Here is a 13,144-nt window from a genome sequence, read left to right on the forward strand (position 1 = left end):
TGAGCTCCCATCATGCTTTTTCCACCTTCACGAGGAAGGACTTGAATTCCGGCGTTTGCGAATTCGCATCCCCCACGCCTGGCGTCAGGGTATTAATCAGATACCCCGGCTTGGCCACGCCCGTAAAGCCCCAGTGCAGCGGCAGGCCCACGGTATGCACCGGCTTGCCCTCGATCATCAAAGCCTTGATGCGCTTGGTGACCACGGCCTTGGCGATGATGTGCCCCCGCTTGGAACTGACGCGCACCTGGCCACCGGCAACGACGCCGATGCTCTTGGCCAGCTCTTCGCCGATTTCGACGAATTGCTCCGGCTGGATGATGGCATTCAGGCGTGCATGCTTGGTCCAGTAATGGAAATGCTCGGTCAGGCGATAACTGGTCGCCACATGCGGATATTCCTCATGCGTACCGAACATTTTCCGGTCGTCGGCGAACACGCGGGCGGCCGGATTGCTGGTCGCCTGCGGGTTTTTCGGATGCATGGGGTTGTAGCCGAGCGGATTTTCGAACGGCTCGTAATGCTCGGGGAACGGACCTTCGGCCATGGCGCCGCGCGCAAAGAAGCGCGCCACGCCCTCGCCCAGCATGATGAACGGACCCATGCCATTTTCCGGCGGTTCGTCAACCTTGAAGTCGGGAATGTCGGCCCCGCTCCAGTTCGTGCCATTCCACTCGATCAGCTTGCGTGTCGGATCGAAAGGCTTGCCCTTCAAGTCGCACGAGGCGCGGTTGTACAGCACGCGGCGGTTTGCCGGCCACGCCCAGGCCCAGCCCAAGGTCTGGCCGATGCCGGTCGGGTCGCTATTATCGCGCCGTCCCATCTGGTTGCCCGCCTGCGTCCAGCTGCCGGTGAAGATCCAGCAGCCGCTGGTGGTCGTGCCATCGTCGCGCAATTGCGCAAACGAGGCCAGTTGCTCGCCCTTCTTCACCAGCAACTTGGTCGGATCTTTCGGATCATACAAGTCGGCCAGCGCACGGCCGTTGTATTCCCGTGCGATCTCTTCCGGCTGCGGATTATGCGGCTGCGCATAATTCCACGTCAGGTTTAGAATCGGATCGGGGAACTTGCCGCCTTCCTTCTGGTACATGCTGCGCATGCGCAAGAACAGGCCCGCCATGATCTCCAGGTCGCTGCGCGCCTGGCCCGGCGGTTCGGCCGCCTGCCAGTGCCACTGCAGCACGCGCGAGGAACTCACCAGCGAACCGCGTTCTTCGGCGAAGCAGCTGGTTGGCAAGCGGAACACTTCCGTCATGATCTTGGTGGGATCGACTTCGTGGAATTGCCCGTGCGGCTTCCAGAATTCGCCCGTTTCCACGGCCAGCGGGTCCATGATGACGAGGAACTTCAGCTTGGCCAGCGCTTCCGTGACCTTCTGCTTGTTCGGCGCGGACGCCAGCACATTGAAGCCCTGGCAGATATAACCCGCCATCTTGCCTTGGTGCATGTTCTCGATGGCTTGCATCAAGTCATACGGCTTGTCCAGCTTGGGCAGGTAGTCGTAGGCGTAGTTATTCTCGGCCGTGGCGGCATTGCCCCACCACGTCTTCATGAAGCTGACGTGGAATTTGCGGTAATTGCTCCAGTAGCTGAGCTGGTTCGGCCGCAGCGGCTTGGTGGCGCGCGCGGCAATATAGCCATCGAAGTCCTGCTCCGCTTCATTCGGCAGGGTCATGTAACCGGGCAACAGGTTCGACATCAGGCCCAGATCGGTCAAGCCCTGGATGTTCGAGTGGCCGCGCAAGGCGTTCATGCCGCCGCCCGCGATGCCCATATTGCCCAGCAACAGCTGCACCATGGCGCCCGTGCGGATGGTTTGTGCGCCCGTCGAATGGTGCGTCCAACCCAGCGCGTACAGGATGGTGCCGGCGCGTCCCGGCACGGCGGTCGACGCCAGGGCTTCCGCCACCTTGTGGAACTTGTCGGCCGACACGCCGCACGTACGCTCGACCATCTCGGTCGTGTAGCGCGCGTAGTGCTTCTTCATCATCTGGTAGACGCAGCGCGGGTGTTCCAGGGTCGGGTCGACCTTGGCATAACCATCGTCGCCAATCTCGTAATCCCAGGTGGCCTTGTTGGTGTACTTGCCTTTTTCCTTGTCGAAACCCGAGAACAGGCCATCTTCGAACGCATAGTCTTCGCGCACGATGAAGGGCATGTCCGTGTAGTTGCGCACGTACTCATGCTGGATCTTGTCGTTCGTCAGCAGATAGTTGATGATCGCGCCGAGGAAGACGATGTCCGTGCCGGTACGCGTGGCGCAGTAGTAATCTGCCACGGATGCGGTACGGGTAAAACGCGGATCGACAACGATCAGCTTGGCCTTGTTATGCGCCTTCGCTTCCGTTACCCATTTGAATCCGCAAGGATGTGCTTCTGCTGCATTGCCGCCCATGACCAAAATCACATCGGCATTCTTGATATCGACCCAATGATTCGTCATCGCGCCACGGCCAAACGTCGGGGCAAGACCTGCCACCGTCGGTCCGTGTCATACACGCGCCTGATTATCAAAGGTCAGCATCCCCATGCTGCGCACTGTCTTGTGGGTCAGGTAACCGACCTCGTTGCTGCCGGCGGACGCGGCCAGCATGCCGGTGGAGAGCCAGCGGTTGACGGTCTTGCCGTCGGCATTCTTTTCGATCAGGTTGGCATCGCGGTCATCTTTCATCAGGCGCGCGATCTTGTCGAGCGCCACATCCCAGGAGATCGGTTGCCATTGCGTGCCACCCGGTGCGCGGTATTCGGGCACTTTCAGGCGGTTCGGGCTGTGGATGAAGTCGACCAGGCTGGCGCCCTTCGGGCACAGCGTGCCGCGGTTCACCGGGTGATCGGCATCGCCTTCCACGTGGATGATGCTGGAGACGGCATTTTTCGCGCCGTCGCCCAGTCCATACAGCAGGACGCCGCATCCTACCGAACAGTAGGGACAGGTATTGCGTGTCTCTGTCGTGCGAGACAGCTTGTATTGCCGCACTTCCGCCATCGCCTGGCCCGGTGCGAAACCGAGCAGGGCGAGGCTGGAGCCGGCAATGGTCGCGCCAGTAACCCGAAGGAACTGGCGCCTGGACATCTGAACCATATTCAGGCCTCTATGATGTGAGTAAATAAAAGTCATACGGCATCGTAGCGCTGTCATATCAGCAAGATATAAGCCCCGAGCCTGTGCCGTATGACATCATTTTACGCCTCAAACCACGTCAAGGCTTGGATCGCCGGAAAAATTGCGTATAGTCAACATTATTTTATCCGTACCGAACAATTCCTCTAAACAATCGCAGCCAGCCCGGCACACTTGCACATCGCTACCCGCACATGAAAAAACCCGCTCGCGAGCGGGTTGTATGGGGGTGAAAAAATTAAAGGCTGTAGCGCAAGGTCAACGCCACATTGCGCGGCGCACCCGGCAAGCTCAGGTTCGGGCTGGAACCGTGGCCCGAGACGATGTAGCGCGTGTCGCCGATATTGTTGACGTTCAACTGCACTTCATAGCGGCCCGTGCGGTACGCGGCCATGGCGTCGGCCGTCACGTAGCCTGGCAAGACCACCGTGTTGCCCGAATTGGCGAAGCGGCTGCCGACAGCATTTGCGCCGCCACCCACCGTGAAGCCGTAGCCCAGGTCTTTCGTCAGCCACAGGTTGGCCGTATTGCGCGCCGTCAGGGTGGCGCGCTTGCCTTTGACAGGCACTTCTCTGGCGATGATGCCACCCGGCACGTTGACGCTCTTGTCGACGGCGATGGAGTCGGTGATGCTGGCGTCCAGATAAGCATAGCCGGCCATCATTTTCCAGCCATCGTACAAGTCCGCATTGAAGGTCAGCTCCAGGCCGTCCGTGCGCTGCGTGCCGACGGGCACGATGCGGTTCGTGATCGGGTCGCTGCTCTTGATATTGTCGCGCTCCAGACGGAACAGCGACACGGTGGCGTTGGCGCGGCCGCCCCACAGGTCATACTTGGCGCCCACTTCCGTGTTGCGCGTGGTTTCCGGCGCCAGGTCGGCATTGTTGGCGGCCAGCGCGAAATTCTCGCCGCTGGGCTGGAAGGAACGGCTCCACGAGGCGTAGTACGACTGCGTCGCGCTGGGTTGCCAGACGAGGCCGGCGCGGGGGCTGTAAGCCGAATCCGTGCGCGACAGGTCTGCCGTCGTCACACCAAGCGCATTCGCCAAGCGCGACTGCTGCTTGTAGCGGTCGTAGCGCAAGCCGGCCAGCGCCTTCCACTCGTCGCTGAAAGCGATGGCATCCTGCACGTAGGCGGCGGCCGTGTCGTAGGTACCGAAAGTATCGCTGCGCACGCCCAGCTTGCTGCGGTCAACAACGGGCAGGATAGGATTGAAGATCGATACAGGCTTCCCAAGTGTCGACACATCGATGGCTGCCCAACTATTGGCATCCTTGTTTTGCTTGCCGAACTCGGCGCCGTACAGCACTGCATGGCGCAAAGTGCCCGTGACCAACTTTTGCGTCAGTTCCGTCTGGTTGAACCAGCCGCTTTCATCGCGGTTCAGCTTGGCGTGGCCCAGACTCATCGTGCCTTTGACTTCGTTGACGTTGCCGGAAATATTCGTGTTGTTGCGGTCCAGGTGGTAATCGTAGTAGCGGAAGGCATTGCGCAGCGACAGGGACTCGCTGAATTTGTGCGTCAGGGTGGCGGCCGTGGAGACCACGCGCGACTGGCTGAAATCGGCATCGCGGGCATTGGCGGCGCCATAATAGGTGCCCGCATCGACCGCCACGGCACGGCCGTGATATGACGGGATGCCGAAGTCCGTCAGGCGACGGTCTTCCAGGTAGTCGCCCTGCAGCAGCAATTTGGTGGCGCCAGAGAGGCGGATGGCTACCGATGGCGCCAGCGCCGTGCGATTGATGAATTGCTGGTCGCGGTAGCTGTCCGATAATTCGCGCGCGCCCGTGACACGCCAGTCCACCGTCTCGCCCACTCGCCCCACATCGACTTCGCCGCGACGCCCTTTTGTGTTCGTCAGGCTCAGGGCCACGTCCGTGATATCGACGCCCGGTTTTTTGCTGATGCGGTTCACCAGGCCGCCCGAGGAACCGCGGCCATACAGCACGGCGGCCGGCCCCTTGATCACTTCCAGGCGCTCCACGTTCGACAGGTCGCGGAAATACAGCGCGTCATCGCGGAAACCGTCAACGAACTGGTCGCCGATGGCCGTGAAACCGCGGATGAATACCTGGTCGCGCTGGCCGTCGCCCGTGGACAGGCCCACGCCAGGGATATTTTTCATGATGTCCTGGATCGACATGGCGTGCTGGTCGCGGATGACGGCTTCCGGCACCACGTTGATCGTCTGCGGCACGTCGCGCAAGGCCATTTCCGTCTTGCTGCCGCTGGTGGAGGTGGCGGCGACATAGCCATCCTTGTCCTTCGATGCCGTCACGGTGACGGCGGGCAAGCTTTGCTGCGCCCATGCCGCCAGTGGCGTGGCGCCCAAGGTCAAGGCGCCCAGTACGGCGATGGTGATCGGTTTACATCCTGGCTTGCGCTGTTGCTGCATACAATTCCCTGGTCTAAGTTTTAATACGAATCATTATCATTAGTATTTTATCAGCCGACGCAGTGGAAAGTAAGGCGAAATGTAAGTGATAGTACTTATTGACCTAGTACTTGACGTAAAAATGCAACAGGAAACCAATATCAAAAAATAATTAAAATTGCTTTGAAAAACTATTTCTCTGCGTCAATGCTATACTTGCCACTTGCTGGGCAGCGGTCAGCCTGACCGCCATGCCCCTTGCTTCACCTCCATCGCCACGCTCAGCGTGGCGCGCCGCATAGCCATCACGCGGCACCCGAAGACCCCGATCCCTGCGCCTTGCGGCGCCTGCCCGCCCCTGCTGGCGGCGGCGATCATGACTATTAAACTGTTAGGAATTACATGAAAAACCTGAACATCGGCAGCCGCCTTGGCGTCGGCTTTGCTGTCGTATTGCTGTTGCTTGCTGCCTTGACCATCACCGCCCTCGTGCGCATGCAAACGGCCAGCGACCTGACTTACCGCCTCATCAATACCAGCATCAAAAACCAGCGCATGGTGGCCGAATGGTCGAAGATCATTGAACTCAATAGCGTGCGCGGCGTCGCCTCGTTCGAAATCACCGACCCTGTCGTACGCGCCAAGATCGAGCAAGACCTGACGGTCGATGCAGCCCGCTCCAGCAAGCTGCAGGACGACATCATCGCGTCCTTGCTCAACCCTGCCGTGATCGAGCAATTCAAGGTCGTGCGCAAGGTACGCACCGACTACGTGACGACGCGCGCACGCGCCTTCAAGATGAAGGCCGACGGCGACATGGCGGGCGCCAAAGTAGTGTTCGAAAAGGAAGTCGCGCCGATCACCGTGGCTTACCTGGCCGAAGTGAAGCGCTTTTCCAGCATGCAGATCAAGGCCGCCGACGGCGTCGGCGCCAGCATCATCGAGGCCTACAGCGGCACGCGCATCTTCCTGATCACCATGGGCGTGCTGGCCGTGCTGATGGGCATCGGTTTCGCGTGGTGGATCACGCGCTCGATCACCGGCCCCATCCGTGACGCCGTGAAGGTGGCGGAAACCGTGGCGGCAGGCGACCTCAGCAGCACCATCAAGGTGCAGGGCCGCGATGAAACCGGCCAGCTGATGCATGCCCTGAAAACCATGAACGACAGCCTGGTGGGCATCGTCGGCCAGGTGCGCGGCGGCACCGACACCATCGCCACGGCCTCCGCGGAAATCGCCGCTGGCAACCAGGATCTGTCGTCGCGCACGGAACAGCAAGCCAGCTCGCTGGAAGAAACGGCTTCGTCGATGGAAGAACTCACCAGTACCGTGAAGCAGAATGCGGACAACGCACGCCAGGCGAATAAACTGGCGGGCGACGCGGCCGGCATCGCCAGCCGCGGCGGCGCCGTGGTAGCTGAAGTGGTGGCCACCATGGGCGAGATCAATACCTCGTCGAAGAAAATCGTCGACATCATTTCCGTCATCGACGGCATCGCTTTTCAGACCAATATCCTGGCCCTGAACGCGGCCGTGGAAGCGGCGCGCGCCGGTGAACAGGGTCGCGGCTTTGCCGTGGTGGCCACGGAAGTGCGCAACCTGGCGCAGCGCTCGGCAGCGGCAGCAAAAGAGATCAAGGGCTTGATCGACGACTCCGTGCAAAAAGTCGACGTCGGCACGGACCTGGTCGACAAGGCCGGCAAGACGATGGAAGAAATCGTGCAAAGCATAGGCTTCGTCACGTCCATCATGAGCGAGATCAGCAACGCCAGCGAAGAACAAAGCGCGGGCATCGAGCAAGTCAACCAGGCCATTTCTGAAATGGACCAGGTAACCCAGCAAAATGCAGCCCTGGTGGAAGAAGCCTCGGCAGCAGCCGAAGCCATGCAGGAACAGGCGAGCGAACTGGCGCAAGTGGTCAGCGTCTTCCGCCTCGATGCCAACGCGGCGGCCACCGACCGTTTCAGCGTGAAAGCGGCGCAACGCAGCGCCCCGGCAGCGCCGGCAACTTCGGCCGCACCAGCCCGCAAGGCCTCGGCCCCGGCCCTGCGCCTGCCCGTGACGCGCGCCAGCAGCAAGACCACGGCGCCGGCCGAAGGCGAGTGGGAAGAATTCTAAAGTGTGACGATCAATGCGTGGCAGCCACTGCCACGCATGCCAAACGGCCAGGCATCAGCACAGCCTGGCTTGCGCATCTTCCATGAGTTTCGCCAGCTCGCGTGGTGCGGATTGCCCCAGAAATGCCAGCGCCAGCGCTTCCGGATCGATGGCGGCGTCCAGCGGCAAGCCATGCTCGAAGCCGCCCACCATATAGCGGCAGAAATGCGGCGATTCGGGGCGCGTTTCCACATACCAGCAGCCAGCATGACCCTGCACGAAGTATTCGCCGATAAAATAGCCGAGCATGGTTTTCACCCATTGCCAGCTCTCGTCGCGGATGACGATGGTGCGCATGGCCGCATCGATATACGGCAGGTATTCGGCCGCGTTCGTCAACACTTCGTGGGCCGGCTGGATGCCCAGGCGCTCGACAAAATTCACCAGCGCCGCGCCCAGCGCGTCATAGTAGGCATCGAAGCCCGCCTGGCTTTGTTGCAACAACTGCTCTTGTTCGTACGACAGCATCAACACTCCATCCACTAGAAATCCCGCCGCTCTCGCACGATTGCGCGGGACAGCCTCTCCATTATTTTACGCCGCGCTCACATCCACGCCGGCACGCTGCAGCAAGGCCTGGTTGCGGGCCGACAGATGCGTCACCTGCAGGTGCTTGCCCGCCTTTTCATAGCGCTCATACAAGGCTTCGATGGCGACGATGGCCGAGTGATCGGCCATGTGCAAATGCCGGCAATCAAGGATGATGCGGGCCGGGTCCGACGCAGACTGGAACAGTTCCTGGAAGTGCGTGGTGGAAGCAAAAAACAGGGTACCGTGCGGCAGGTAGACGCGCATGCCGTGGCTGCTGTCATCGATGTCGGCGCGCATTTCGCGTGCATGCTGCCAGGCAAAATTCAAGGCGGCGATGACGATGCCGCACAGCACGGCCGTCGCCAGGTCCGTCAACACCGTAATCACCGTCACGGCAACGATCACCAGCGCATCCTGCATCGGCACCTTGCCCAGCACGCGCAAGGAACCCCAGGCAAACGTCTGCTGCGCCACCACGAACATCACGCCCACCAGGGCGGCCAGCGGGATGCGCTCGATCAGCGGAGAAAGGAACAGGATGAACAGTAAAATCATCACGCCGGCCGTGACACCCGACAGGCGCGAGCGGCCGCCTGAACTCAGGTTGATCATGGTCTGGCCGATCATGGCGCAGCCGCCCATGCCGCCAAACAGGCCCGAGACGACATTCGAGGCCCCGAGGGCGATGCATTCGCGATTCGGCTGGCCCCGTGTTTCGGTCATTTCATCGGTGAGATTAAAGGTAAGCAAGGTTTCCAGCAAGCCCACCATGGCCATCAGCGCCGCATACGGGAAGATGATGTGCAAGGTGTCCATGTCCAGCGGCACGCTGGGCCAATGCAGGGTCGGCAAGCCGCCGGCGATATGCGCGAGGTCGCCCAGGGTGCGCGTCGGCAGGTTCAAGCTATAGCTGAGCACGCCCACACCCAGGATGGCCACCAGCGCCGGCGGCACGGCGCGCGTGATGCGCGGCAGCACGTAGACGATGGCCATGGTCAGGGCCACCAGCGCAGCCATCACGAACAAGGGCGTGCCTTGCAGCCAGGTTTCCCCTTGCGGCGTGGCCACTCGAAAGTGTTCCAGCTGGGCCATGGCGATGATGATGGCCAGGCCATTCACAAAGCCCAGCATCACCGGGTGCGGCACCATGCGGATCAGCTTACCCAGACGCAAGAGACCAAACAGCGCCATCAGGATGCCGCTGAGCACGACCGTGGCCAGCAGATATTGCACGCCGTGCTGCGCCACCAGCGCCACGATGACGACGGCCATGGAACCGGCGGCGCCTGAAATCATGCCCGGGCGTCCGCCAAAGATGGCCGTCAAGGCGCAAATAATGAAAGCACCATACAGGCCCATCAGGGGATTGAGCTGCGCCACCAGGGCGAAGGCGATACATTCGGGCACCAGGGCGAAGGAGGTGGTCAAGCCCGCCAGTACGTTTTTTTGCAAGTTCGAGAACCACTCATCCCGAAAAGTTGTGTTGATCATTGAGTCAAATCCAAAGTCGTAACAGGAAAATACCGGCCTGATGGAAATAATCAGGCGCAGCCATGCGAGTGGGCTCGACAAGAAAGCCGCACTGTTGCAGAAAGGAGAGGGAATATCGTCAATGACTACATGGGTATGGAGAAAAGGGGTAGATCGATCAGCGCGCCAGGCGGCGCGGCAGAGCACGGGAGCATTATACAAGAAGCGCCACCGGCAAAAAAATAGCCCACTCGAAAGTGGGCTATTTTTTTCATCTGGAGGCGAGGACGGGAATCGAACCCGTCTAAACGGCTTTGCAGGCCGCTGCATAACCTCTTTGCTACCTCGCCAGAGGAACTGCTTCGATGCGCCTTGCGGCCCACCTTGAAAACTGGAGCGGGAGAAGAGTCTCGAACTCTCGACCTCAACCTTGGCAAGGTTGCGCTCTACCAACTGAGCTACTCCCGCATACGAACTGCTATTTTACTGCTTTTTACTACCGTTTACCAGTGCTGCTTTACTGCTGATCCAGTCACACTGGAGCGGGAGAAGAGTCTCGAACTCTCGACCTCAACCTTGGCAAGGTTGCGCTCTACCAACTGAGCTACTCCCGCATTGGAGCTTGATTACTGCCTGACCGCAGCGCTACTGCGGCGGATAAAAAAAGGAAGCCAGCTTAGCTTCCCTTTAGAATTCTGGAGCGGGAGAAGAGTCTCGAACTCTCGACCTCAACCTTGGCAAGGTTGCGCTCTACCAACTGAGCTACTCCCGCGTCATCAACAACAGGCCAGCATTATAGAGGGATTACAGGGGCTGTCAACGGGCAATATCTGGTCTTTTGCAAAATATTCCGCAGGCAGCAGCCGCCTGCTTATTCTTAGTGCAAATTTCCCGCCTTTTCCTTGATCAAAGGCCATGCCAGGCGCAAGTAATAGAACATCGACCACACCGTCAGCACGCAGGCGATCCACAGCAGCTTTTCGCCCCACACATGGGTATCGACCGCGCCAAAGATCACTTCGTGGTACAGCAGCAAGGGAATGGCCGTCATTTGCGCGGCCGTCTTGATCTTGCCGATCGAGCTGACGGCCACCGATTTCGATGCGCCGATCTGCGCCATCCATTCGCGCAATGCGGAAATCGTGATTTCGCGGCCGATGATGATGAAGGCCAGCACGGCATTGACACGGTCCAGTTGCACCAGCACCAGCAAGGCGCCCGCCACCATCAGCTTGTCGGCGACCGGGTCGAGGAAGGCGCCAAAGGCCGAGGTCTGATTCCAGCGTCGCGCGAGGAAGCCGTCGAACCAGTCGGTCACGGCGGCAACGATGAAGACCAGGGTGGCAACTAGGTTCTGGTCGCCATGCAGCAGCATCGAGGGCGGCAAATAAAACACGCCGACGACGAGCGGTATCAGGGCCACGCGCAGCCACGTCAAAAGGATGGGAATATTAAATGGCATAAAGGTGCAATCGGCCGGCGGGTAAATTGAATATGAAGAAAATGTGAAGAAAGCGCCACTAGTCTACATGGCCCCGCAGTATTAGCCTAGTCCGGTTGGCCGCAGCGCCGGACCAGGCCAGCTATCCATCAATGCAGCTGCTTGTAGATTTCTTCCGCAAGCTGCGTGGAAATGCCCTCCACCGACATCAGATCCTCGACGCTGGCATCGACCACGCCGCGCAAGCCGCCAAAGCGCGACAGCAGTTTCTGGCGGCGCTTGGCACCGATGCCCTCTATTTCTTCCAGGCGCGACGTCTGGCGCGTCTTGGCCCGCTTGGCGCGCATGCCGGTAATGGCAAAACGGTGCGCCTCGTCGCGAATTTGCGCGATCAGCATCAGGGCCGCCGACTCCTTGCCCAGTTCCTGCGCCGCGCGGCCATCGACGAACAGCAGGGTTTCCAGGCCCACCTTGCGCCCTTCCCCCTTGGCCACGCCGACGATCAGGCTGATATCGAGTCCCAGTTCGGCAAACACCTGGCGCGCCATTTCGATTTGTCCCTTGCCGCCGTCGATCAGCACCACGTCGGGCATCACGCCGTCGCCGTTGGCTACCTTTTCGTAACGGCGCATCAGCACCTGGCGCATGGCCGCGTAATCGTCGCCGGGGGTAATATCGTTGATGTTGTAGCGCCGGTATTCGCCATTCTGCATGGCGTGATGATGGAACACCACGCACGAGGCCTGCGTCGCTTCGCCCTGCGTGTGACTGATGTCGAAACACTCCACGCGCAAGCTGTCGAGGTCTTCCGTTTCCAGGCGCAAGGCCTCGGCCAGCGCGCGCGTGCGCGACTGCTGCGAACCCTGTTCCGACAACAGGCGCGCCAGCGAAATCTCGGCGCCCTTCTGCGCCATCTCCAGCCATTGGCGGCGCTGCCCCTGCGGCTGGAAGATCAGGTTGATGCGGTGGCCGCACTGCTCCATCAGGGCCAACATCAGGGCTGGCTGGTCGAATTCGATAGTCAGGATCAGGGTGCCGGGAATGAATTTTTCCGTGTAGTGCTGGGCCAGGAAGGCGGCCAGCACTTCCACCTCGATGGGCTCTTCGGCAATCGCCGCCGCATCGCTGAGCTGGCTGGGGAAGTAGGCGCGGTCGCCCAGGTGGCGTCCGCCGCGCACCATGGCCAGGTTGACGCAGGCGCGCCCCCCCTGCACCAGCACGGCGAGAATATCGACATCGGCGTCGCCCGTCGTTTCCATGCTTTGCTGGTGCAGCACGCGCGACAGCGAAGCGATCTGGTTGCGCACCACCACGGCCTGCTCGAATTTCAGCTCGGCGGCAAACGCATGCATCTTCTTTTCCAGGTCGGCCAGCACTTCGCTCTGGCGCCCGCGCAGGAAGCGCGCCGCGTTTTCCACATCGTTCCTGTAATCTTCCTTGCTGATCAAGTCCACGCAAGGCGCGCTGCAGCGGCCGATCTGGTGCAGCAAACAGGGTCGGGTGCGGTTCGCATACACACTGTCCTCGCAGGTACGGATCAAGAATACCTTTTGCAGTATCTGCATCGATTCCTTGACGGCCCAGGAACTGGGGAACGGTCCGAAATACTGGTTTTTCTTGTCCACCGCACCGCGGTAATACACCATGCGCGGCGCATCGCCATTGGTGATTTTCAAATATGGATACGACTTGTCGTCGCGGAACAGGATGTTGTAGCGCGGTTGCAGCGCCTTGATCAGGTTGTTTTCCAGGATCAAGGCTTCCGCTTCGCTGTGCGTGACCGTCGTTTCCAGGCGCGCAATGCGCTCGACCATCATGGCGATGCGGGGACTGGCCAGGTTTTTCAGGAAATAGCTGGAGACGCGCTTTTTCAAGTCACGCGCCTTGCCGACATACAACACCTTGTCGGCGGCGTCGAAATAACGGTATACGCCGGGCAAGTTCGGCAACTTGGCGACGGTGGCCAGCACTTGCGCGCGCGGGTCGGGCGGCGTTTCCGCCAAGGATGGCTCTGGGCTTGCTTCGGTCATTGCTGGCTCATTGCGCA

7 protein-coding genes and 4 tRNA genes are annotated in these 13,144 nt (G+C 60.4%); 1 reads left to right on the top strand and 10 read right to left on the bottom strand.

Annotated elements, in window-relative coordinates; translation table 11 throughout:
* Positions 1-10: 10 nt before the first annotated feature.
* On the bottom strand, positions 11-3,082 hold the full coding sequence (fdnG, locus tag K0F85_RS01265; RefSeq protein ID WP_219114193.1) for a formate dehydrogenase-N subunit alpha: 3,072 nt from the start codon (positions 3,080-3,082) through the stop codon (positions 11-13).
* Positions 3,083-3,359: 277 nt separating this feature from the next.
* Positions 3,360-5,519, bottom strand: a complete 2,160-nt coding sequence (locus K0F85_RS01270) for a TonB-dependent siderophore receptor (protein WP_219114194.1) — start codon at positions 5,517-5,519, stop codon at positions 3,360-3,362.
* A 381-nt stretch (positions 5,520-5,900) separates the two neighbouring features.
* Here K0F85_RS01270 and K0F85_RS01275 point away from each other — a divergent pair, with 381 nt between their 5' ends.
* Positions 5,901-7,616 carry a methyl-accepting chemotaxis protein gene (locus K0F85_RS01275; protein WP_219114195.1) on the top strand — a complete coding sequence of 572 codons (1,716 nt, stop codon included), beginning with the start codon at positions 5,901-5,903 and terminating at the stop codon, positions 7,614-7,616.
* Between the two features lie 54 nt (positions 7,617-7,670).
* Here K0F85_RS01275 and K0F85_RS01280 read toward each other — a convergent pair whose 3' ends face one another.
* The 8 genes from K0F85_RS01280 to uvrC all read right to left on the bottom strand — a co-directional run bounded on the left by K0F85_RS01280 (position 7,671) and on the right by uvrC (position 13,127).
* The gene (locus tag K0F85_RS01280) at positions 7,671-8,123 is read right to left on the bottom strand and encodes a hypothetical protein (RefSeq protein WP_219114196.1); all 453 of its coding nucleotides are present in this window, start codon (positions 8,121-8,123) and stop codon (positions 7,671-7,673) included.
* 66 nt (positions 8,124-8,189) lie between these two features.
* Positions 8,190-9,677, bottom strand: coding sequence for a SulP family inorganic anion transporter (locus tag K0F85_RS01285; RefSeq protein WP_219114197.1), 1,488 nt, complete (start codon positions 9,675-9,677; stop codon positions 8,190-8,192).
* A 255-nt stretch (positions 9,678-9,932) separates the two neighbouring features.
* Positions 9,933-10,006 (bottom strand) — tRNA-Cys (locus tag K0F85_RS01290).
* 42 nt (positions 10,007-10,048) lie between these two features.
* A tRNA-Gly gene (locus tag K0F85_RS01295) sits at positions 10,049-10,124 on the bottom strand.
* 70 nt (positions 10,125-10,194) lie between these two features.
* Positions 10,195-10,270 (bottom strand) — tRNA-Gly (locus K0F85_RS01300).
* Between the two features lie 82 nt (positions 10,271-10,352).
* A tRNA-Gly gene (locus K0F85_RS01305) sits at positions 10,353-10,428 on the bottom strand.
* Between the two features lie 105 nt (positions 10,429-10,533).
* On the bottom strand, positions 10,534-11,118 hold the full coding sequence (gene pgsA, locus K0F85_RS01310) for a CDP-diacylglycerol--glycerol-3-phosphate 3-phosphatidyltransferase (RefSeq protein ID WP_219114198.1): 585 nt from the start codon (positions 11,116-11,118) through the stop codon (positions 10,534-10,536).
* Between the two features lie 128 nt (positions 11,119-11,246).
* Positions 11,247-13,127 carry an excinuclease ABC subunit UvrC gene (gene uvrC, locus K0F85_RS01315; RefSeq protein WP_219114199.1) on the bottom strand — a complete coding sequence of 627 codons (1,881 nt, stop codon included), beginning with the start codon at positions 13,125-13,127 and terminating at the stop codon, positions 11,247-11,249.
* Positions 13,128-13,144 lie beyond the last annotated feature (17 nt).

Origin of the sequence: Janthinobacterium sp. UMAB-56 (genome assembly GCF_900095265.1) — a bacterium.
In the GTDB taxonomy this organism is placed as follows: domain Bacteria; phylum Pseudomonadota; class Gammaproteobacteria; order Burkholderiales; family Burkholderiaceae_D; genus Janthinobacterium.